General features: G+C 70.2%; 22 protein-coding genes. 9 read left to right on the top strand and 13 right to left on the bottom strand.

All coding sequences use genetic code 11. The annotated features are described in order from the left end of the window. The first annotated feature begins 40 nt into the window (after positions 1-40). Positions 41-880, top strand: a complete 840-nt coding sequence (locus ACFVWR_RS02380; RefSeq protein WP_387207591.1) for an aldo/keto reductase — start codon at positions 41-43, stop codon at positions 878-880. Between the two features lie 92 nt (positions 881-972). Here ACFVWR_RS02380 and ACFVWR_RS02385 read toward each other — a convergent pair whose 3' ends face one another. After that, on the bottom strand, positions 973-1,857 hold the full coding sequence (locus ACFVWR_RS02385) for a LysR substrate-binding domain-containing protein (protein WP_387207593.1): 885 nt from the start codon (positions 1,855-1,857) through the stop codon (positions 973-975). A 131-nt stretch (positions 1,858-1,988) separates the two neighbouring features. On the opposite strand from ACFVWR_RS02385, the gene ACFVWR_RS02390 reads away from it, so the two are divergent. Then, entirely contained in the window at positions 1,989-3,317 is a 1,329-nt protein-coding gene (locus tag ACFVWR_RS02390; protein WP_387207595.1) for an MATE family efflux transporter, read from the top strand. A gap of 120 nt (positions 3,318-3,437) precedes the next feature. On the opposite strand, the gene ACFVWR_RS02395 is transcribed toward ACFVWR_RS02390, so the two are convergent. Both ACFVWR_RS02395 and ACFVWR_RS02400 read right to left on the bottom strand, forming a co-directional pair. Next, positions 3,438-4,667 carry an amidohydrolase gene (locus ACFVWR_RS02395; protein WP_387207597.1) on the bottom strand — a complete coding sequence of 410 codons (1,230 nt, stop codon included), beginning with the start codon at positions 4,665-4,667 and terminating at the stop codon, positions 3,438-3,440. A 775-nt stretch (positions 4,668-5,442) separates the two neighbouring features. Next, complete coding sequence (locus tag ACFVWR_RS02400) at positions 5,443-6,504, bottom strand: LacI family DNA-binding transcriptional regulator (RefSeq protein WP_387207599.1); 1,062 nt, start codon at positions 6,502-6,504, stop codon at positions 5,443-5,445. 81 nt (positions 6,505-6,585) lie between these two features. On the opposite strand from ACFVWR_RS02400, the gene ACFVWR_RS02405 reads away from it, so the two are divergent. Continuing rightward, entirely contained in the window at positions 6,586-7,863 is a 1,278-nt protein-coding gene (locus ACFVWR_RS02405; protein ID WP_387207601.1) for an MFS transporter, read from the top strand. A gap of 382 nt (positions 7,864-8,245) precedes the next feature. On the opposite strand, the gene ACFVWR_RS02410 is transcribed toward ACFVWR_RS02405, so the two are convergent. Next, entirely contained in the window at positions 8,246-9,196 is a 951-nt protein-coding gene (locus ACFVWR_RS02410; RefSeq protein WP_387207603.1) for a helix-turn-helix transcriptional regulator, read from the bottom strand. 60 nt (positions 9,197-9,256) lie between these two features. On the opposite strand from ACFVWR_RS02410, the gene ACFVWR_RS02415 reads away from it, so the two are divergent. Next, the gene (locus ACFVWR_RS02415) at positions 9,257-10,408 is read left to right on the top strand and encodes an epoxide hydrolase family protein (RefSeq protein WP_387207605.1); all 1,152 of its coding nucleotides are present in this window, start codon (positions 9,257-9,259) and stop codon (positions 10,406-10,408) included. A 53-nt stretch (positions 10,409-10,461) separates the two neighbouring features. Here ACFVWR_RS02415 and ACFVWR_RS02420 read toward each other — a convergent pair whose 3' ends face one another. After that, the gene (locus ACFVWR_RS02420) at positions 10,462-11,517 is read right to left on the bottom strand and encodes a lactonase family protein (RefSeq protein WP_387207607.1); all 1,056 of its coding nucleotides are present in this window, start codon (positions 11,515-11,517) and stop codon (positions 10,462-10,464) included. 33 nt (positions 11,518-11,550) lie between these two features. Here ACFVWR_RS02420 and nucS point away from each other — a divergent pair, with 33 nt between their 5' ends. The 4 genes from nucS to ACFVWR_RS02440 all read left to right on the top strand — a co-directional run bounded on the left by nucS (position 11,551) and on the right by ACFVWR_RS02440 (position 13,875). Further along, positions 11,551-12,246 carry an endonuclease NucS gene (gene nucS, locus ACFVWR_RS02425; RefSeq protein WP_387207609.1) on the top strand — a complete coding sequence of 232 codons (696 nt, stop codon included), beginning with the start codon at positions 11,551-11,553 and terminating at the stop codon, positions 12,244-12,246. Then, the gene (locus ACFVWR_RS02430; protein WP_387207611.1) at positions 12,246-12,665 is read left to right on the top strand and encodes an SseB family protein; all 420 of its coding nucleotides are present in this window, start codon (positions 12,246-12,248) and stop codon (positions 12,663-12,665) included. Before nucS ends, ACFVWR_RS02430 begins: the two co-directional genes overlap by 1 nt. Before the next feature lie 37 nt (positions 12,666-12,702). Continuing rightward, positions 12,703-13,380, top strand: coding sequence for an HAD family hydrolase (locus tag ACFVWR_RS02435; RefSeq protein WP_387207613.1), 678 nt, complete (start codon positions 12,703-12,705; stop codon positions 13,378-13,380). A gap of 87 nt (positions 13,381-13,467) precedes the next feature. Further along, positions 13,468-13,875 (top strand): hypothetical protein, encoded by a 408-nt coding sequence (locus ACFVWR_RS02440; RefSeq protein ID WP_387207615.1) that lies wholly within the window; start codon positions 13,468-13,470, stop codon positions 13,873-13,875. A 98-nt stretch (positions 13,876-13,973) separates the two neighbouring features. Here ACFVWR_RS02440 and ACFVWR_RS02445 read toward each other — a convergent pair whose 3' ends face one another. From ACFVWR_RS02445 to ACFVWR_RS02480, 8 genes are all read right to left on the bottom strand, one after another. Then, complete coding sequence (locus ACFVWR_RS02445; RefSeq protein ID WP_387207617.1) at positions 13,974-14,318, bottom strand: hypothetical protein; 345 nt, start codon at positions 14,316-14,318, stop codon at positions 13,974-13,976. Positions 14,319-14,389: 71 nt separating this feature from the next. Next, positions 14,390-15,463, bottom strand: a complete 1,074-nt coding sequence (locus ACFVWR_RS02450) for an NAD(P)/FAD-dependent oxidoreductase (RefSeq protein WP_387207619.1) — start codon at positions 15,461-15,463, stop codon at positions 14,390-14,392. Next, positions 15,460-15,984 (bottom strand): isoprenylcysteine carboxyl methyltransferase family protein, encoded by a 525-nt coding sequence (locus ACFVWR_RS02455; RefSeq protein ID WP_387207621.1) that lies wholly within the window; start codon positions 15,982-15,984, stop codon positions 15,460-15,462. The genes ACFVWR_RS02450 and ACFVWR_RS02455 overlap by 4 nt, the downstream gene beginning before the upstream one ends. After that, positions 15,981-17,123, bottom strand: coding sequence for a type III polyketide synthase (locus ACFVWR_RS02460; RefSeq protein ID WP_387207623.1), 1,143 nt, complete (start codon positions 17,121-17,123; stop codon positions 15,981-15,983). The genes ACFVWR_RS02455 and ACFVWR_RS02460 overlap by 4 nt, the downstream gene beginning before the upstream one ends. A gap of 74 nt (positions 17,124-17,197) precedes the next feature. After that, positions 17,198-17,995 (bottom strand): ABC transporter ATP-binding protein, encoded by a 798-nt coding sequence (locus tag ACFVWR_RS02465; RefSeq protein WP_387207625.1) that lies wholly within the window; start codon positions 17,993-17,995, stop codon positions 17,198-17,200. A gap of 25 nt (positions 17,996-18,020) precedes the next feature. Further along, positions 18,021-18,425 (bottom strand): RidA family protein, encoded by a 405-nt coding sequence (locus ACFVWR_RS02470; RefSeq protein ID WP_387207627.1) that lies wholly within the window; start codon positions 18,423-18,425, stop codon positions 18,021-18,023. Beyond that, the gene (locus ACFVWR_RS02475) at positions 18,418-19,209 is read right to left on the bottom strand and encodes an IclR family transcriptional regulator (protein ID WP_387207631.1); all 792 of its coding nucleotides are present in this window, start codon (positions 19,207-19,209) and stop codon (positions 18,418-18,420) included. Before ACFVWR_RS02475 ends, ACFVWR_RS02470 begins: the two co-directional genes overlap by 8 nt. Continuing rightward, complete coding sequence (locus ACFVWR_RS02480; RefSeq protein WP_387207633.1) at positions 19,206-20,282, bottom strand: sugar kinase; 1,077 nt, start codon at positions 20,280-20,282, stop codon at positions 19,206-19,208. The genes ACFVWR_RS02475 and ACFVWR_RS02480 overlap by 4 nt, the downstream gene beginning before the upstream one ends. Positions 20,283-20,374: 92 nt before the next feature. Between ACFVWR_RS02480 and ACFVWR_RS02485 the strand changes: the two genes are divergently transcribed. Then, positions 20,375-21,634: an alanine racemase gene (locus ACFVWR_RS02485; protein ID WP_387207635.1), complete on the top strand. Its 1,260-nt coding sequence runs from the start codon at positions 20,375-20,377 to the stop codon at positions 21,632-21,634. Positions 21,635-21,648: the final 14 nt, after the last annotated feature.

Below are 21,648 nucleotides of genomic sequence, written 5' to 3' on the forward strand. Positions count from 1 at the left end.
GGGGGTTGACATCGGTGGCGCATCCATGCTCCCTGGAGGAATGACCTCTGAGACGAAACTCGATCTGAACGATGGCAACGCCCTTCCCTCCATCGGCTTCGGCACCTACCCGTTGCGCGGCGGCGAGGGCGCGGCCGCCATCGGCAGCGCGATCGACATCGGCTACCGGCTGATCGACACCGCGGTGAACTACGGCAACGAGGATGCGGTGGGCCGTGCGGTCGCCGAGTCGTCCGTTCCGCGCGAAGAGCTCAAGATCACCACCAAGGTGCCGGGGCGCGACCACGGCTACGACGAGACCATCGCATCCTGCCACCGCTCACTGGATGCGCTGCAGCTCGACTACCTCGACCTGTACCTCATCCACTGGCCGAACCCGAGCGTCGGCAAGTTCGTCGACACTTGGAAGGCGATGGTGGAGCTTCGGGCCGACGGCCCTGTTCGCTCGATCGGCGTCTCCAACTTCACGATCGAGTTCCTCGAACGCCTCGAAGCCGAGACGGGAGTGCTCCCGGCGGTGAACCAGATCGAGCTGCATCCCTTCTTTCCTCAGACGGAGCTTCTGGCCTACCACCGCGAGAAGGGGATCGTGACGGAGGCCTGGAGCCCGCTCGGCAAGAACGCGCCCGTGCTCACGGCCGAGCCCGTCACCCACGCCGCCGCGGCGCACGGTGTGACGCCCGGGCAGGTCGTGCTCCGGTGGCACACGCAGATCGGTTCGCTCCCCATCCCCAAGTCGGCTTCGCCCGAACGCCAGCGGGAGAACTTCGACATCTTCGGGTTCGAGCTCGACGGCGACGAAGTGGCCGCGATCACGGCGCTCGGCAAGCCCGACGGCCGGCTCTTCGGCGGCGACCCGAACACGCACGAAGAGATGTGAGGTCGGCCGCCGCCGGCGAGGCATCGAGTCTGTGCAGCCGCTAACCGTGACCTAGTGCCGTCGCGCCCGAGCGGGGCGAGGGTCCCCGGGCCTCAGGCCCACTCCTCCCGCACGAACCGGGCGAACTGCTGCGCGGCGGCGGAAGGACTGCGCGAGCGATTGGTCGCCAGACCGATCACGCGGGTCGCCTCGTCGCGCAGAGGGACCAGCCGCAGACCGGCATCCTCGGTCAGCTCCGGCAACAGCGCGACGCCGACGCCCGCCCGCACCAGTGCGCGCAACGTCGACAGCTCGGTGACCTCCAGCACGACGTTCGGAACGACGCCGTGCACCGCGAAGTACGAATCGGCGATGCCCCGCAGTCCGGCGCCGGGCTTGAGCGCCAAGAACTCCAGATCCTCCAGCTCGCTCACCTCGACGCCGTCGGTGCGCGCGGCGAACGGATGCGCATCCGGCACCCCGAGCGCCAGCCGTTCCGAGGTCAACGCCCGCCAGTCGATCTCGGGGTCGCGAGGGTCGGGGCTCAAGATCGCGATGTCGGCGGCTCCCCCGCGGAGCGCCTCCAGCACGGTGTCGGCCGTTCCCCCGTTCAGCACGAAGCGGATGTCGGGGAACAGGGCGCGGTAGTCGCCGACCAGTCGCGGGATGAGCCACGACCCGAACGACGAGACGTAGGCGATCGACACGGTGCCCGCAGAAGGATCGCGGAGCGCGTCGATGCGCGACCGGGCCGTCTCGAACTCGGCGAGCGCGCGCGACGCGTGAGCGAGCAGGATCTGCCCGTACCGGTTCAGTTCGAACCGGCCCTTCGTGCGGTCGAACAGCTCGACGCCCATCTCCGCCTCAAGCCGTCCGACCGAGCGCGACAGGGTGGACTGCGAGACGCCCAGCGCCTCGGCCGCATGCGCCACATGTCCGTCGGCGGCGAGCGCCAGAAAGTGGGTGACCTCGTCGATGCGCACCCTCACATCATGCACCCGCGCCCCCCTCACCCCTCACCCCTCGCGCCCCTCGCCTCCTCGCGCCGACGAGGGGCGCGTTCTTGCGACCTGCGCACAGTGCCAGGTCGCAACAAGCCGCCCCTCGCGCGGGGCGGTAGCGTTGTGCGGTGCGGAAGCAAGAGACACGGCCCGTCGACCGGGACATCCTGCGGCTGGCCGTTCCCGCGCTGGGGGCGCTCGTGGCCGAACCGGTGTTCCTGCTCGCGGACTCGGCCATGGTCGGCCATCTCGGCGTCACCCCACTCGCCGGCCTCGGGATAGCGAGCGCCGTGCTGCAGACGATCGTCGGACTCATGGTGTTCCTCGCCTACAGCACCACGCCCGCCGTGGCGCGTCGCCTCGGAGCAGGGGACGTACGCGGCGCCGTGGCGGCCGGCGTCGACGGCAGCTGGCTTGCGCTGGCGCTGGGGATGCTGCTCGCGGCGGCGGGCTGGTTGGCCTCGCCGTGGCTGGTGTCTCTGTTCGGCGCCTCGCCCGCGGTGTCGGCCGCCGCATCCACTTACCTGCAACTGTCGATGCTCGGCCTGCCGGCCATGCTCCTCGTGTTCGCCGCGACCGGGCTGCTCCGAGGCCTGCAAGACACCCGCACGCCGCTCGTCGTCGCCGTCGCCGGTTTCGCGGTCAACATCGTGCTCAACTACCTGTTCATCTATCCGCTCGGCTGGGGCATCGCCGGGTCGGCGGCCGGAACCGTCGTGGCGCAGTGGGCGATGGCGCTCGTCTACGTGGTGATCGTCGCCCGGCACGCCCGCCGCGTCGGCGCCCCGCTTCTTCCGCACCACACCGGGGTCGCCCACAGCGCACGGTCGGGAGGCTGGCTGCTGCTTCGCACGGCGAGCCTGCGTGCGGCGATGCTCTTCGCCGTCTTCACCGCCACCGGTCTCGGTCCTGACGAGCTCGCCGCGTTCCAGGTCACCATGACCGTGTTCGCGACCATCGCGTTCGCTCTCGACGCGCTCGCCATCGCCGCCCAGGCCCTCGTCGGCAAAGGCCTCGGCGCGGGAGACCTCGAGAACGTGCGCGCGGTGCTGCGGCGATGTCTGCAGTGGGGCGTCGGGGCCGGGGTCGTGTTCGGGGCGATCGTGGTCGTGCTCAGCCCGTTCGCGGCCGGACTGTTCACGAACGATCCGTCGGTCGCATCCCTCCTCCCGGTGGCGCTCGCCATCATCGGGGTCGGCGCACCGCTCGGCGGCTACGTCTTCGTGCTCGACGGTGTGCTCATCGGAGCCGGGGATGCGCGGTACCTCGCGCTGACCGGGCTCACCAATGTCGCGGTGTTCGTTCCGCTGGCACTGATGGTCGGGGCGTGGGGCGGGCATGACGCGGCGGGGCTCGCCTGGCTGACAGCGGCGTTCGCGTTCGGATACCTCGGGGCGCGCGCCGTGACGCTGGGGCTGCGCGCGCACACGACCCGGTGGATGCGCCCGGGGGTGTGAGCGGGGCCGGCGTCACGGGTGCGCGCCGGCGTCACGGGTGCGCCGCCAGCGTCACGGGTGCGGCGCCAGCGTCACGGGTGCGGCGCCGGCGTCACGGGTGCGCCGCCGGCGCGTGAGTGTCTAGGCCAGCCACTCCCGCGCGGCGACGACCAGCGCGCGCACACCGGTGTCGATCGTGGGCTGGGCGAGCGGTGCGAAGTGCGGGGAATGGTTCGACGGGATGTGGGCCTCCATCGTTCCCGCGGCAAGCGCGGCGGCAACGGTCGCCGGGTCGCCGCCGCCGAGCATCCAGTAGACCAGCGGCACCGTTGAGCCCTTGACCGCGGTCGCCGCCGTCGCCAGGTTGCCCACGTCTTCGCTTCCGGAGATGGCTCCTGGGTCGAACAGGCGCTCCTCGCCGAACTCGGCGGCGAACGCGGCCGTTGCACGCTCGGTCGCGGCGGGGTCGTTCACGGTGACCGGATACCGTTCTCCGAACTCGATCGTCGGCGGCACCGTCGCGCCCGACGCCGCGGCTTCGGCCGAGACGATGCGCTCGACCGAGCCGAGCACCCGCGCGCGCACCTCTTCGCTGAAACTGCGCACGCTGATGCCGAGCTTCGCCTCGGCCGCGATGATGTTGTTGGCGCTGCCCGCGTGCATCGAACCCACCGTCACGACGGAGGTCTCCTGCGGCGCGATGTCCCGCGACACGATCGTCTGCAGGCGCATCACGGTGGCGGCCGCCATCACGACGGGGTCGATGGTCGTCTCGGGCCGGGATCCGTGACCACCGCGACCGTGCAGCGTGACCTCCATCGTGTCGACGGCGGCCATGGCGGCGCCCGAGTGCGCGCCGAGCATCCCCGCGGGCAGCGGCGTCACGTGCTGGCCGAGCACCACATCCGGCACCGGAACCTTCTCGTAGAGTCCGTCTTCGATCATCACCTGCGCGCCGCCGCCGTGCTCCTCGGCCGGCTGGAAAAGCGCCACCAGTGTGCCGGTCCACTCGTCGCGCGCCGCGACCAGCGCTTCGACGGCGCCGACCAGGCACGTGATGTGGATGTCGTGGCCGCACGCGTGCATCACAGGAACGACCGCGCCGGTGTGATCGGTGGCCGTCTGGGTGGACGCCCATTCGAGCCCGGTGTCTTCGAGAACCGGGAGGGCATCCATGTCGGCGCGAAGCAGCACGGTCGGCCCTTCGCCGTTCTCGAGCACCCCCACAACCCCGGTGCCGCCGATGCCCTGCGTCACGTCGAGACCCAGCGCGGACAGCCGCTCGACGACGATGCCGGCCGTGCGATGTTCGGCGAACGCGAGCTCGGGGTGGCTGTGCAGGTCACGGTACAAGGCTTCGAGATCGGTCATGCCGACAGCCTATTCGGCGGGCGTCTGCGGGTGGGGTGTGCGTGTCGGATTCGGTGGGCGGTGAGGGTGCGGGTGGGGAAGGGGAGTGGTGAGGGCGCGGTTCGGGCGGGTGCGGAATGGTGATGCGGTTTGGGCGGGTGCGGAGTGGTGATGCGGTTTGGGCGGGTGCGGAGTGGTGATGCGGTTTGGGCGGGTGCGGTGCGGGGGTGCGGTCTCGCGGGCATCCCGACGAGCGTGGCCCATCCCGACGAATGTAACCCATCCCGACGAGTGTGACCGTTCCGGTCGAATGTGGCAGGCACAGCAGACACACTCGACCGCACCGGACACACTCACGGCAAAGAGCCACACTCGTGAAGGCAACGAGCCACTTAGGCCATTCGCGAACGCACTAACCTCTACGCCCGTCGAACGTGGCCCATCCCGACGAATGTGGCCCGTGCGGTCGAATGTGGCCGGCACTGCAGGCACACTCGACCGGAACGGGCACACTCATGGCGAAGAGTCACACTTACGGAACGGGAAGGGATGCGCGCACTCACCACAACGCCTATCGAGCGTGGCCGATCCTTGCGAATATGGCCGGCGCACACTTGCCCTCAGGCCGCGCGAACGTGGCCCATCCCAACGAATGTGGCCCGTGCGGTCGAATGTGGCCGGCACTGCAGGCACACTCGACCGGAACGGGCACACTCATGGCGAAGAGTCACACTCGCGGTAGAACGGGCGCGGCGGCAGCAACGGGCAGCAGCAGCGGCGGCGGCAGCAGCGCCGCTCAGCGGCGGGGCGGGGCGGTGGTGTTGCCGAGGTGGAAGACGCTGGTGAAGGTGGCGGGGCGGGCGGAGCGGCCGTCGAGCATGTCGACGATGGCGACGCCGGCGGCGCGGCCCTTGTCGACGGCGGGCTGCACGAGGGTGGTCAGGTCGTAGGGCCAGAGGCCGTCGACGCGGACGCCGTCGAAGCCGACGACGCTCAGGTCGGCGGGCACGTCGAGGCCGAGCTCCTCGGCGGCACGGATGACGCCGGCGGCCAGCAGGTCGCTCTGGGCGACGATCGCGGTCGGCCGGGTGGCGGGGTCGCCGAGCAGCACGTGGCCGGCGATGCGGCCCTCCTCGACGAAAGAGCCGCGGGTGACCTCGCCACGCGCATCCGGAAACACGTCGCGCAGGCCGGCGAAACGGGAGATCGTCGTGTTGGAGGTTCCGGAGGCGAGACGTTCGGAGGTGAGGGGGCCGCGCGTGCGGTCGCGGTCGAGGGAGAGAGTGACGGCCGCCACATCCCGATGACCCAGGTCGTAGAGATGCTGCGCGGCGACACGGGTGGCCTCGCGGTTGTCTTGGCCGATCGTCAGAACGTCGTCGGCGGGGTCTCCCTCGATCGCGACCAGAGGGATGCCGCGCTGGCGGAGGATGGCGACCGACTCGTCGAGGCGGGGGCTGCAGCCGATGAGCACCACCGCATCCATCGGAGCGTCGTCGATGCGCTGGGCTGTCTCGCCCGCGTCGGTGAGGATGAGCAGCCCCGCGTCGATCGCGCCGATCTCCTGGGCGATGCCGTCGAGGAGGGCGATCTTGATGGGGTCGTGGAAGGCGTCGCGAACGCGCTCCTCCATGACGACTCCCACGATGCCGGAGCGTCCGCGGCGGAGGGAGCGCGCACGCGGATCGGGGCCGGCATAGTTCAGCTGTTTCGCGGCGTCGAGAACACGTTCTCGGGTCGATTCGGAGACCGGTCCGCTGCCACTGAACGCCAGAGACGCGGTCGAATTGGAGACGCCGGCCAGGCGAGCGACCGCCGCGAGGGTGGGGCGCGCAGGGGAGGTGCTGGTGTCGTTCACGTGTGGTAGCTTAGTCGAATCGTTTCGATCGAATCGATTCGAGCATCCATCAGCACCGTTTCCCAGCCGTACAGGACCACGATGTCGCAGACGACCCCGACCACATCCCGCAGCCGCCGCGAGCTCACCGCGTGGCGCAACGCAGTGTTCGTGATCTTCATTCTGAGCGGACTCGCCATGGCGACCTGGGTGGCCCGCATCCCGGGCGTGCGCGACGGGCTCGACCTCGGCAAAGACCCTTCGGCGATCGGTCTGCTCATCCTCGGGATGTCGGTCGGCGCGATCATCGGTCTCGCCCTCTCCTCACCGGTGCTGGTGCGTTTCGGCCCGCACAAAGGGATGGTCGCCGGCCTGACGATCGTCTCCGTGGGGCTGGTGCTGCTCGGCGTCGGCACATCGGTGGCGCACTCGATCCCGCTGGTTGCGGTCGGTCTCATCCTTCTCGGCTTCGGAAACGGGATGGTCGACGTGATGATGAACGTCGAAGGCACCGCCGTGGAACGCGAGATCGGCAAGACCCTCATGCCACTCATGCACGCGTGCTTCAGCCTCGGAACGGTGCTCGGCGCGGGAATCGGCGCCGCATCCGCCGCCCTCGACATCGACGTGTCGTGGCACCTCATCGCCATCGCCGTCGTGATCTTCGCCGGCGTGATCGTGGCCGTGCGCTACATCCCGCGCGAGGCCGAACTCGGCGACGAGGCCGCGGGCGCGGCTCAGCCCAAGGTGCCATTCGGTCAGCGGATGCGCGACAGCCTGGCCGTGTGGGCCGACTGGCGTCTCATCCTGATCGGCGTCGTGATGCTCGGCATGGCGTTCGGCGAAGGTTCGGCCAACGACTGGATCTCCCTCGCCGTGGTCGACGGACACGGTCAGGACAACTCGACCGGAGCCGTGGTCTTCGGCTTCTTCGTGGCCGCGATGACCATCGGCCGCGTGGCCGGCGGCCCGCTCGTCGACAGGATCGGCCGGGTGGTGGCCATCCGTATAACCGCCGGGCTGGGCGCCGCCGGGCTCCTGATCTTCATCCTCGGCGGGCCGCTCTGGCTCGTCGTGATCGGCACCGTGCTGTGGGGGTTCGGCGTCTCGCTGGGCTTCCCGCTCGGGATGTCCGCCGCGGCCGACGGCGCCGCCAACCCGGCCGCCCGCGTGAGCGCTGTGGCGATCATCGGATACTGCGCGTTCCTGGTCGGCCCGCCGGTCATCGGGTTCCTGGGCAAGGAGTTCGGCCTGCTGAACGCGCTGTACCTCATCCTCGTGCTGCTCGTCGCCGCGTTCTTGGCGGCGCCGGCCGTGCGGGAGTCGTCGCGCAGCCGCAAGCAGCCGGCCGCCGCGTCCGCGAGCGACCCCGCCGCGTAGCCGGCCGTCCGGCGCTGGCCGCACGGCGCTGGCCGCCGCCCCGCGCATCCCCGTCGAGCGAGGCACTTGCGGTCGACCGTGGCCGGTGCACCGGGCACACTCGACCGGAACGGACCGGCTCGGTGCAAACGGCCACGCTCGCCCGCACGGCAAACACTGCCAGTCTGCGCGCACCGCGCCCGGCTGATGGCGAGCGAGGCACTTGCGGTCGACCGTGGCAGGTGTGCCGGGCACACTCGACCGGAACGGACCGGCTCGGTGCAAACGGCCACGCTCGCCCGCACGAACGGGCACGCTCGCTCGCCCGCGGCGGCACGCGCGCAGGCGCGCACCACCGCGGCACGCGCAGGCCCGCCGCACAGCGCCGGCGCGGCCCGCCGCGCTACCGCACGGCCCGCGCGTAGCGCGCGCCGAGGGCGCGCACCTGGGCGACCAGCTCGGGCGGCGACGTCACCTTGAAGTCGAGGCCCAGCATCCCGATGTAGACCGCGATGATCTCGACGCTGTCGCCGCCGGTGACCAGCACGCAGGTGTCGTCGTCGATCGGCTCCACCACCCCGACGGCGGCGTTGATGCGCGACAGCACCTCTTCCGCCGGCGCCATCACCTCGATGCGGGCGTGCACATCCCAGCCGGCCGCCGCCACCGTGCGCAGCACGAAGCTCGCGTAGTCGCCGCCTTCGAGCGGGCGCGGTTCGAACGGGCGGTGGGTGGGCATCCGCAGCGTCATCCAGTCCACGCGGTGGGCTGCCCACTCCGCCGTCGTCGTGTCGCGCGCCACGAGGTACCACCGGCGCTGCCAGTTGACCAGGCGATACGGTTCGACCGCGCGCTGCCGCTCCCGATCGTCGAACCTGAGCCAGTGGCGTTCGTGGATGGCCGTGGCGATCGCCGAGAGAACGTCCGCGTCGACCACGGGGTCGGGCACGTTGCTTCCGGTGTTCTCCGGCGCCTTCGACACCGTCTGGTTCACGGCCGTCACCTTGATGCGCAGACGGTCGGGAAGCACCTGCTCGAGTTTGGCGAGCGCCCGCGCGCTGCTCTCCTCGATGCCGCTGATTCCGGTCGCCGCCCGCAGGCCGATGGTCACCGCCACCGCCTCCTCGTCGTCGAGCAGCAGCGGGGGCAGCCTCCCGCCCGCTCCGAGACGGTAGTGGCCCGCCGGACCGCGCACGGCGTCGACCGGGTAGCCGAGCGCGCGAAGCCTGTCGATGTCGGTGCGGATGGTGCGCGAACTCACGGCCAGCCGCTCGCCGAGTTCGGCGGCCGTCCAGGCGGGCCGAACCTGCAACAGGGCGAGGATGCGCAGCAGTCGCGAGGCCGTATCCGTCATGCCGAAGATCATCGCATATATAGGAACCGAACGTTCCTATTAGCTTTCTACAGTGAAGCCATGACAACTCAGACGAACACCCAGATCACCCCGTTCCGCATCGCCGTCTCGGATGACGACATCGCCGACCTGCAGGACCGCATCGCCCGCACCCGCCTCCCCCGGGCCGTTCCCGGCGAGGACGACTGGCAGTACGGCGTGCCCAACTCCTACCTCCGCGAGGTCGCCGAGACCTGGCGGAACGGGTTCGACTGGCGCGAGCAGGAGGCCAAGATCAACGCCTTCCCCGGCTTCCTCACCGAGATCGACGGCCAGACCATCCACTTCCTCCACGTTCCGTCGGCCGAGGAGAACGCGACACCGCTGCTGCTCGTGCACAGCTACCCGGGCAGCTTCGTCGACTTCCTCGACCTGATCGGCCCGCTCGTCGACCCGGTCGCGCACGGCGGACGGGCGGAGGACGCGTTCTCGGTCGTCGTGCCGTCGCTGCCCGGGTTCGGCTACAGCGTGCCGGTGGTCGAGCGCGGCTGGACGATGGCCCGCGTCGCGCGCACGTTCGACACGCTCATGCACCGCCTCGGATACGACGAGTACGGCACCCACGGCAGCGACGGTGGTGCGATGGTCGCCCGCGAGTTCGGGCTCGCGGCCCCCGAGGGATACCTCGGCTCGCACGTGCTGCAGCTGTTCTCCTTCCCCTCCGGCGACCCCGCCGAGTTCGAGAAGCTGGAGCCGAAGGACTACGCAGCCCTCGAGCACATGCAGTGGTTCCAGTCGGTGGGCGGCTACAACGCCATCAACGCGAGCCGGCCGCAGACGGTGGCCGTCGGCCTCTCCGATTCGCCGATCGGGCAGCTGGCCTGGAACGAGCTGTTCCAGTCGTTCGGCAACGGCACGAGTCTCGTCACGACCGAGCAGATCCTCACGGAGGCCTCGCTCGAATGGTTCACCAACACCTCGGCGACGATGGGCCGCTACCACCACGAGGAGGCGCACGCGGGCGCGGAGCCGGCGGTGAACCACTCCCCCATCGGCGTCGCGGTGTTCTCCGACGACTTCAAGTCCGTGCGCACCTTCGCCGAGCGGGACAACGACAACATCGTGCACTGGTCGGAGTTCGACGGCGGCGGGCACTACGCGGCGCTGGAGCGCCCCGCTGTTCTCGCCGAAGACATCCGGGCCTTCTTCGCCACGCTCCGCACCCTGAAGTAGCCCGTACGAGCACACACCGTCGCCGCCCTCCAGCTCGGGGGCGGCGACGTCTGTCAGCCGACGAAGCGCAGGCAGACCGGCGTCGGCGCGGCCGTGAGCGAGACGAATTCGAGCGTGCGCTCGGCGTCGTCGAAGGCGAAGACCGCGACGCTGCCGCCGTCTTGGTTGGCGACCAGGATGCGATCCCCCTCCGGCGACACGACCAGATCGCGCGGGGTGGCGCCGCGCGTCGGCACGGTCGCCACGAGCGCGAGCGACGGCTCCGCGCCCTCCGACTCGAACGCGAACACGGCGACACTGTCATCACCGCGGTTGGTCACGAAGACCGTGCGCCCGCTCGACGAGACGCGAACGGCCGCGGCCGAACTCTCGCCCACCGCATCGGCCGGACGAGTGGACGCGGTGCTCACGCGAGCGAAGCGGTCGCCCTCGCGCCGCAGCAGATCGATGGTGTTGTCGAGCTCGTTGACCACGAACGCGTGGCCGCCGCCCGGGTGGAACGCGAGGTGGCGGGGGCCCGCCGCTCCCGATGAGACCGTCACCTCGGGTCGGAGCTCGACGGAGCCGTCGGCGCCGAAGTCGTAGAACCGCACCTCTCCGAGGCCCAGGTCGACCACCACGAGGTCTCCGGTGACAGGGTCGAAGCTCACCTGGTGCACGTGCGGCGCCTCTTGGCGGGCGGCGTTCGGGCCGTGTCCTTCGTGCTGCACGAACGACACCCGCTCGCCGAGCGACCCGTCGCCCGCCAGCGCGAAGACCGAGAGCGAGCCGCCACCGTAGGTGCCGGCCACCACGAACCGCTCGCTCGGATCGAGCGTGAGGTACGCCGGCGCCGCGCCTCCCGACGAAGACTCGCCGAGTGCCGTGAGCACGCCATCCTCGTCACGGGCGAAGGCGGCGATCGCGCCATCGGGCTCGGTCTCGATCGCGGCGTAGACACGCGAACCGTCACGGCTCGATGTCACCCACGACGGATTGTCGGCAGCGGCCGCAAGCCTCACGTCCTCGATCCCGGCCCCGTCGAACACGGCGGCGAGGATGCCGTCTGCCCTGCCGTCGACGTGGGGAAGGTGCTGCGTATAGGTGCCGATGAGGAGGTCGCTGGCCATGCACCCATCCTGCCAGCGCCCTAGGATGATTCGGTGCGTCTAGTCATTGCGAAGTGCTCCGTCGACTACGCCGGCCGCTTGAGCGCGCACCTGCCGCTGGCGAACCGGCTGCTCATGCTGAAGTCCGACGGCAGCCTGCTCGTGCACTCCGACGGCGGCTCGTACAAGCCGCTGAACTGGATGAGCCCGCCGTGCACGCTCAGCGTGCTGCAACCCGACGAGGCTCAGGCCGAGGTCGGTGTCACCGAGATCTGGAAGGTGACCCAGGCGAAGACGGCCGACATGCTCGTCGTGTCGATCCACGAGATCCTGCACGACTCGGCCCACGACCTCGGCGTCGATCCCGGGCTGCAGAAAGACGGCGTCGAAGCCCACCTCCAGAAGCTGCTCGCCGAGCAGATCCACCTCCTCGGCGACGGCCACGTGCTCGTGCGCCGCGAGTACATGACGGCGATCGGCCCGGTCGACATCCTGGCCAGGGATGAGAAGGGCGGCGCCGTCGCGGTCGAGCTGAAGCGCCGGGGCGACATCGACGGCGTCGAACAGCTCACTCGCTACCTCGAACTGATGAACCGGGATCCCCACCTGGCGCCGGTGGTCGGTGTGTTCGCCGCTCAAGAGATCAAGCCGCAGGCGAGAACGCTCGCCGAAGACCGCGGCATCCGCTGCCTCGTGCTCGATTACGACGAGATGCGCGGGCTCGACGACAGCGACAGCAGGCTGTTCTGATGGCGATGACACCCCGCTTCCCCTCGAGCTACGAGAACGTCCCGGTGCGCAAGGCGCTCGCCGCCATCGTCGCCGAGCCCAGCATCGAGAACCTGGATGCGCTCCTCACGGCAGCGGTGAAGGGCGGCCTGGTGGTCGACGTCACCGGGTCCACTCCCGAGAACACGACGCTGCGCACGATCTCCTCCACCACCGGCGAGTCCGTGCTGCCGCTCTTCACCTCGATGAAGGCTCTGCAGGGCGCCGTGGCCGGCGGCGCCGGCGCGGGAACCCAGGTGCAGGCCGTGATCGTGCCGGCCACCGAGGCACTGGGGTTCATCACGACCGCAGACTTCGTCGCCGTGCAGTTCAACCCCGGGGCCGACGAGACGATGGTCGTCGCCCGATCGCACATCGAATCCGCCCTCGGCGGACGTTGAGCGTTCTTCGATTTCTCTCACCTACCATTGGACGGTTATGACCAACACCACCCCCACCGTCACGCGAACATGGACCTGCGTTCTGTTCGACCTCGACGGAACCCTCACAGACTCAGCACCCGGCATCACCGCATCCCTCGCCTCGACGTTCGAGACCCTCGGTCTGCCCGTGCCCTCCCCCGCCCAGCTCGTCGAGTACGTCGGGCCTCCGCTGCTCGACTCCCTGCAGGAGTTCGCCGGGATGACCGAGGAGGAGTCGCGCAAGGCCCTCACGATCTACCGCGCCTCGTACCACGAGCACGGCGCCTTCGACAGCGCGGTCTTCCCCGGCATCCGCGGCCTGCTCCAGCGACTCAAAGACGCGGGCATCCCGCTCGCGGTCGCCACCAGCAAGCCTGAGCTGCAGGCCAAGCGCATCCTCGAGCACTTCGATCTCGCTCAGTACTTCGACGTCATCACCGGCGCCACCGAAGACGAGTCGCGCAGCGCCAAGGCCGATGTCGTGGCCGAAGCCGTGCGCAGGCTCACCGAGCAGGGCGTCGACCTCACGCAGACCGTCATGGTCGGCGACCGCGCGTTCGACGTGGAAGGGGCGGCCGAGAACGGCCTGCCCACGATCCTCGTCGAATGGGGCTACGGCTCGCCCGCCGAAGCCGCCGGCGCGATTGCGATCGTGCACTCCACCGACCAGCTCAGCTCACTGCTGCTGGGCTGACATTCGTCATGGGTGCCCTGCACACCCGAGAGTAAGCTGGATGCTCGCAATACCGCATCACATACGCATACAGCACTAGGAATCAACATGCAGAACGCACGCAAGAAAATGTTCATCCCTGCCGTTTTCGCGGCAGCCATCACGATCGGATCGCTCGCCGGATGCTCCGGCACCGGTGACGCATCCACCTCCACCCCGTCAGCCAGTGAGTCCAGCGCTTCGGCTTCGCTCCCGTCGAGCTTCCCGAAGAGCGACGTGCCCCTGATCGACGGCGACATCCTGGTCGCTCGCGGCGACAAGGACAACGGCTGGAGCGTCACAGTGCAGCCGGAGGGCAAGACCGGTTTCGCCGACGCCAAGTCGAAGCTCGAGCAGGCCGGCTACACGCTCTCGGGCACCGCATCTGACAGCAAAGCCACCTACATCAACGACAAGTACACGGTCGGTGTCGGCACGCCTGGCGTGTCGGTCACGTATACGGTCACGGCCAACTAGCCGCCGCCAGCACGACCAGAACGCCGCGCTCTCCGTCTTCTGACGGGGGCGCGGCGTTCGTGCGTGTCGGGCGAACCGCCCCTCGGGCCACCCTCGACTCAGACGCCGACGGGACGGCCCGGCTGCAGTCGCTCCGGACTGCCGTCGAACTCTTCGCCATCGTTGTACATCACCTCGCGCCGTTCCACCTCGGCCAGGAGCGCCTTGCCGATCAGGTCGGACCAGCTCAGGTCGGCCTCGTCGGCGCAGGTCATGCGGTAGGCGGTGCGTGCGCGGTTGCGCAGCGTTTCGGACAGATAGAACGTGATGCTGGTGCGCCCCGCCGCTGTCGGCGTCGATGCGACGGTGGTCGCCAGCGCCCGGAACTCGGCGGCCTTCTTTCGAGCAGCCGCAGGCTTTGTGCCGGCCGTCTTCCCCACGCGGAACCTCGCAAAATATTGCATGTGAATAGTGTCAATTGCAGATACTACACCCGCCATGAGGGTACGAGCCGCGATTGGAATCCGCGTGTGGGTCACCGGGCGAGGCGGTCAACGACGCTTCCGAACAGTCGCGGAGCAGCAGCGGCGGCGGGCACGATGCGGTGACGCAGCGGCGACCGCGCGGCGGCGACGAGCGCTGAGGTGAGCATCCGGAAGTCCCTGGTCTCCTGTCGCCAGGCGCGCTCATACGCGGAAGCGTCACCGGCCACGATCGCGGCGACGGCCGAGCGCGCCTGGGCGAACCCCACGCGGAGCCCCTCGCCGGTGAGAGCGTCCACGTAACCGGAGGCGTCTCCCGCCAGCAGCACGCGGCCCGACGTTCTCGCGCTGGTGCGCTGCAGGAGGGGGCCGGCACCGCGCGCGGAGGTGACGGCCGGCGCCGCCGCGAGATGTGCCGCGAGCGTCGGGATGCCGGCGAGCGCGGCATCCAGGTCGACGTGCCGGGGGCCGAGCATGGCCACCCCGACCGTCTCCGCATCGACCGGAGTGACGTAGGCCTCGACGTCGCCCGACCAGTGCACCTCGACCAGGTCGGTCCAGGGGGCGACGGCGTAGTGGCGGCGGATGCCGTACCGGCGACGGTCGTCGCGCTGCGGCGAGCGCTCGAGGTCGAGCATGCGGCGCACGGGCGAGTGCAACCCGTCGGCCGCGATCATCCAGCGCGCCCGCACCCGGCCGCCGGAGAGACCCGCCTCCCCCGCGAGCCCGGCAGACACGCTGTCGGCTCCGACGTCGACGTCGACGACCCGCGCGCGTTCGACGCGCACGCCCACCTCCGCGGCACGGGCTGCGAGCGCGGCGTGCAGCACGGTGCGCCTCACTCCTCGGCCGGTCGCGCCGACGAAGCGGTGCCGCGCCTCGCGGGCGCCATCCAGGTAGGCGATGCCCGCGATCTCGTGGCCGGCCGGATGCGCTCCGAGACGGTCCAGCGCCGCCAGCGCGCCCGGCATCAGCCCCTCACCGCACGCTTTGTCGATCGGGCCCTCTCGCGGCTCGACGATCAACACATCCATACCCAGAACGGCGGCCTCGATGCCTGCGGCCAGCCCGACCGGGCCGCCCCCGACAACGATCAGATCGGCGTCGTGCGGCCTCCCACCGGTCATCGGCGGGCCGGCACGACCGTCGCCAGAGCACGATTCTCGACCGGGATGCGCACGGCGAGCAGCAGCACGGCGTTCAGCACCGTGAAGACGATGGCGGTGACCCAGGCCGTGTGCACCAGCGGCAGCGCGAACCCTTCGACCACGACGGCCACGTAGTTTGGATGCTTCAGCCAGCGGTACGGCCCGCCGGCGACCAGCGGCAGGTCCCTGACGATGATCACCCGGGTGTTCCAGCGCGGCCCGAGCACGGCGATGCACCACCAGCGCAGGGCCTGACTCGCCAGCACGAGAACGAGCATCGGCCAGCCCAGCCACGGGATGAACGGCCTGTCACCGAACCAGACCTCGGCGAGGCACGCCAGCAGAAGCCCGGTGTGCAGCGCGACCATCGGCGGAAAGTGTCGTTTGCCGAACTCGACGCCGCCTCGGGCGAACGACCAGCGGGCATTGCGCGTCGAGACGACGAGTTCGGCGATGCGTTCGAGCCCGGTCGCGAGCACGAGCACGGTGTACAGGATCACGCAGCTGCGCCGATCTCGCCGACGGACGAATCGGCGCCGACCTCGATATCGGTCTGCGCGTCGGCCGCGGTGCCTGCCGCCCACCGCAAGAGCACGAGTTCGGCGGTGACGCCGGGGCCGAGCGCGAAGAGCAGTCCGTTGGTGCCGGGCTCGGGATGCCCATCCATCAGTTCGGCGAGCACGTGCAGCACAGCGGCGGAAGACAGGTTGCCGACCCGGGCGAGCGAGCGCCAGCTCGCGTCGAGCGCACCGTCGGGCAGGTCGAGCGCCCGCGAGAACGCTTCGAGCACCTTCGGGCCTCCCGGATGCGCCGCCCACGCCCCGATGTCGGCGATCGTGAGCCCGTGCGCCGCGAGCAGGCCCTCGGTGTCGCCGGCGAAGTTGCGGTCGATCACCTCTGGCACCCCCGCACTCAGCACGATGCGAAAACCGGTTCCGCCGATGTCCCAGCCGATCACATCCGCGGTGTCGGGGTAGATGCGGCTGCGGGTGTCGACGACCTCGGGGCCGGGGAGCCCGAGTTTCTGCGCGCGACGGTCGCCGACCATGATCACAGCGGCCGCCCCGTCGCCGAAGAGACCGCTGGCGACGATGTTCGCCATCGAATCGTCGCTGGCCTGCACCGTGAGGGAGCAGAGCTCGACCGAGAGCAGCACGGCGACCTCATCCGGATGCCCGATCAGGTAGTCGTGAACCCGGGCGATGCCCGCAGCCCCCGCAACGCAGCCGAGGCCGAAGCTCGGCAGTCGCTTCACATCCGAGCGCAGCCCGAGGCGCGAGACGAGTTGCGCGTCGATGGACGGGGCGGCGATCCCGGTGACGGAGGTGAACAGCAGAAAGTCGACGTCGGCGGGCTCGAGGCCGGCCGAGGCGAGTGCACCGGTCAGGGCGCGCTCGGCGAGGGTGGTGCCCTCGGCGATGAAGAAGTCGTTGGACTCCTGGAACGAGACCAGCGACGCGTAGCGTTCGAGCGGCATCACGAGGCTGCGAGTCTCGACCCCGCTCGACGCGTGGATGCGCCGCATCACCGCCTGCCTGCCCGGATCGGTCGTGATCATCGTCTGCAGCGCAGTGGTGATCTCGCTCTGGCTATAGCTTCGAGCCGGCACCACCGGTGCCACCGCCACGATTCGGGTCACATGCGCAACGTACCACTGCCGAGGTCCGCTGCCGCCGGTCGGCCGAGATTCCCGGCGGGCACGCAACCTGGGCGTCACCGTCTGGCTGTGCGCACCGCCCAGCGACCGTCGGTGCGTGTGATGGTCAGCGGGTAGTTCAGCGTCTCGCTGATGAGCTCGCTCGTGAGCACATCGTCGGCGAGCCCCTGGGCCACGATGCGGCCGTCGCGCAACAGCAGGGCGTGGGTCGTGCTCGCCGGCAGCTCTTCGAGATGGTGCGTGACGAGCACGCTCGCCAGATCGGGATGTTCGATCCGCAGGCCGTCGATGCGGTCGAGCAGGTGCTCGCGTGCGGCGATGTCGAGGCCGGTGCTCGGCTCGTCGAGCAGGAGGAGATGCGGATCGGGTTGGAGTGCCCGCGCGATCAGGGTGCGCCCCCGCTCGCCCTGGGAGAGGGTGGGCCAGGTCGAGTCGGCGAGGTCGCGCATCTCGAGGAGGTCGATCAGCTGCTCGGCCCGCGCAGACTCTTCGGGCGTGGGCTCCCACCGCATCATGAGCTCGGTCGTGCCCGTCACACCGGTGAGCACGACCTCGCGCACGGTCAACGGCGAGCGCACCTGGTGCCTGGGGTTCACGTGGCCGATGAGCCCGCGGAGCTCGCGCAGGTCGACGCGCCCGAGCCGGCGCCCCAACACCTCCACGGTGCCGCGCGACGGATGCACGACCGCGCCGAGCATGCTGAGGATGGTGCTCTTGCCTGCGCCGTTCGCTCCGATCAGCGCCCAGTGCTCCCCTGGCCGCACGACCAGGTCGATGTCGTCGAGGATGGTGCGCCCACCGCGCACGAACCCCACACCGCGTGCCTCCAGAATCGCCTTCGCCGCATCCGTCACCCCTCCATCCTCTCGGATGGCAGAGCTAGTCCGTGACCGCGAGCGCGTCGATCTCGACCAGCATCTCCTCGCGGGGCAGCCCTGTGAACACGGTGGTGCGGGCGGGCAGCACTCCCGACGTGACGCGGGAGGAAACGAACGCCCCGTAGGCGTCGTTCATCGTGCCGAAGTCTTCGCGCTTGGTGAGGTAGACGCGCAGCATCATGACGTCGTCGAACGTGGCTCCGGCCGCGGCGAGGATCGCTTCGACGTTCTGCAGCGTGCGCGTGGTCTGAGCCGCGACGTCACCCGCGAAGACGTAGTCGCCGCTGGCGGGGTCGACGGGGCCCTGGCCGGAGACCTGCACGAACGGGCCGCGGCGCACCCCCTGCGAGAAGGTGTGCGCGGGGGCGGGGGCGTCGCTGGTGCGGATGGCGGTGCGGTCAGCCATGGGTGTCCTTTCGAAGGGGTGCGGGCGGGATGAACGGGGCGGAGCCGGTGAAGCCCAGCTCGGCCGAGATGGTGGTCGTGGCCTCGTGCAGCACGGGAAGCAGGGCGAGCACGTCGGCGTAGGGAAGCACGACGTTCGGCACGGAGATCGAGACGGCGGCGGCGACCTTGCCGTCCGCTCCGAAGACGGGAGCGCCGACGCAGTTCATGAACGTCTCGTGCTCCTCGTGGTCTTGCGCCCACCCGCGCGAGACGGAGAGGCGCACCTCGGCGATGAGGTCGTCGGCGGTGCCGATCGTTCCGTCGGTGAAGCGCTCGTAATCGATGCCGTCGGCGATGCGGCGCAGCACGGCGTCGTCGAGGCCGCCGAGGAGCACCTTGCCGACGGCCGTCGCGTGCAACGCCGCTGGGAGGCCGACGCGGGAGTACATCCGGAGCGGCTGGCGCGACTCGACCTTGTCGATGTAGGTGACCGTTCCCGATTCGTAGGTGGCGAGGTGCACGGTCTGCCCGGTGCTCGCACCCAGCGCCTGCAGGGTCGGGGAGGCGACGCGGCGCACATCCCGCCCCTCCAGGGCCGACTGCGCGAGCGAGAACACGGCCGAGCCGACGTGGTAGCGGAAGGCCGCATCCCGCGTGACGAAACCGTGCGACTCGAGCGTCTGCAACAGCCGCAACACCGTGGTCTTGTGCACCCCGGCGCGTTCGGCGAGCGCGTCGAGCGAGTCGACCCCGCGCGAGACGAAGTCGAGCAAGTCGAGCGCGCGCGAAAGAGACTGGCTCACGCGGTCCGCCACGGGATGTCACCGGGATGCACGCGCCACCCCGCCCACTCGTCGTCGGCCGCCGAGGCGATGCGGCCGCGTTCGGCGGCGGTCGGCACCGCCGCGGGGCGGTCGCCGGCGACGATGAGCGTCAGCGCGGCGACGGCATGCCCCAGCCGCAGGCAGGCGACCTCGTCGCGCCCCTCGGCGAGCGCGGCCAGGTAGCCTGCGGCGAACGCATCCCCGGCCCCGACGGGTTCGACGACCTCGACGGTCAGGCATGGCACGTGGGTGGTCTCGCCGTCTCTCGTCACGCTGGTCGCCCGCCGCACGTCGTCTTTCAGCACGAGTGTCGACAGTGCCGGATTCTCGGCGAAGAGCCTCTCGGTGTCGCTGTGCCCGAAATGCGTCTCGGCCTCGTCGAGGCCGGCGAACAGCAGATCCGCTTGCGACACGAGCGCCGTGAGTGCTTCGGCCGTGCGTCCCTGCCAGAGCTGCGGGCGGTAGTTGAGGTCGACGCTGACGATGGTCTCGGCGCCGACCGCTGAGCGCAGACCCGAGACGGCGGCCGCGCTGCTCGGCGAGAGCGCGGGGGTGATGCCCGAGGTGTGAACGATGCGCGAGTCGCGCAGGGCCGCGGCTGCCGCCGGCGTGGCGAACAGGTCTGGGCCGATCGCGGAGGCCGCCGAGTCGCGGCGGTAGTAGTGCATCCGGGTCGAGAGCCCGTCGGGGCCGCCCTTCGCCTCCTTGACGTACAGCCCGGTCGGCCGCTCGGCGTCGATCTCCACGGCAGACGTGTCGAGCCCGGCGTCGGCGGCGGCGCGGCGGATGCGCTCCCCGAAGCCGTCGTCGCCGAGCCGCGAGATCCAGGCGGTCGGCACCCCCATGCGGGCCACGGACGTGGCGACGTTGAACTCCGCGCCTCCGGTGTCGGAACCGAACGTGGTGGCGTCGGCGAGGGGCTGTCCGCCGTCGGGGAACAGCACGACCATCGCTTCTCCGATCGTGGTGACCGCGGTCTTGCGCTGCTGCACTGCTGCCTCGATCTCCTCCGCCCGGTCGTCTTGCCGGGTTTCGCCGCCATCCCCCTGCATGGTAGAACAGAGAGACCGCTTGCTGCAACGCGCGTTGCGCGTGACGCAACGACACCGTGCCGCATCGTGAGATGCCGGAGGAAGGAGCCGCCGTGGACTCGTTCAAGGCGATGCCGCTGAACGCCACCCCGGCAGACGTGGAGAGCCTCCCGGTGCGCCGGCCGCCGCTCCACTCGTTTCCCACACCGCTCGTGACCCTCAGCGAGTCGGCCGTGCAGAACAACCTCGACACGATGAGCGCTTGGTGTGAGAGCGCCGGAGTCGGACTCGCGCCCCACGGCAAGACCACCATGAACCGTGAACTCTGGGAGCGCCAGCTCGCAGCGGGCGCTTGGGGCATCACCGTGGCGACGCCCTGGCAGCTCTCCGTGGCCGTCGGCTGGGGCATCCCGCGCATCATGCTGGCGAACGCGCTGGTGCAGCCGGATGCGCTGCGATACGTCGCCCTCGTCGCCCAGCCCACAAGCGAGGTGCTGGTGTGGGCGGATTCGGAGCGAGCGGTCGAGATCATGCACACGGTGCTCGGAGAGCTGACGGCCGACCACGCTCGCCTCGGCGTCCTCATCGACGTGGGCGGCGCCGGCGGCCGCACCGGGGTTCGCACGCGCGACGAGGCGCTCGCCGTCGCCCGCGCGGTCGCCGCCTCCCCCTCCCTCCGTCTCACGGGGGTGGCGGGATACGAGGGCGTGCTCGCCCACGGCGGCGACGCGGCAGCACTCGGCACGGTGCGCGACTATCTGCGGCGGCTCCTCGACGTGCACGACGCCATCGAGGCGGCCGGCCTCTATCCGCAAGGCTCCCCGGTCATCCTGTCGGCCGGGGGCAGCGCGTACTTCGATGTCGTTTCGGAGGTGCTCGCACCCCGACGTGACCTCGCGGGCGCGAACGGCCGGGTCGTCGACGTTCTACTGCGATCGGGGGCGTACATCACCCACGATGACGGCTTCTATCAGAGCATCACCCCGTTGGGTCGAGTCGGCGGCGGTGCGTTCCGCTCGGCGATCCACGGCTGGGCAACGGTCGTGTCCCGCCCGGAGCCCGGGCTCGCCATCGTCGATGCGGGCAAACGCGACTTCCCGTACGACGAGGGTCTGCCCATCCCACAAGCCATCCGCAGATTCGGTTCGGAGACGACGGTGCCGTTCGCGGGAGCGTCTGTCACCAGGATGAGCGACCAGCACAGCTTCGTCTCGGTGCCGCCGGGCGCGACGATCGAGATCGGCGACGTGCTGCGGTTCGGCCTCTCGCATCCGTGCACCACGTTCGACAAGTGGCGGGCGCTCGCGGTGGTCGACGACGTCGACTCCGACCGCCCGTGCGTGATCGGTCTGGCCGAGACGGCATTCGGCTGACCAAGACCACCGCC

It is taken from the genome of Leifsonia sp. NPDC058292, from assembly GCF_042880955.1.
Lineage (GTDB): Bacteria > Actinomycetota > Actinomycetes > Actinomycetales > Microbacteriaceae > Leifsonia.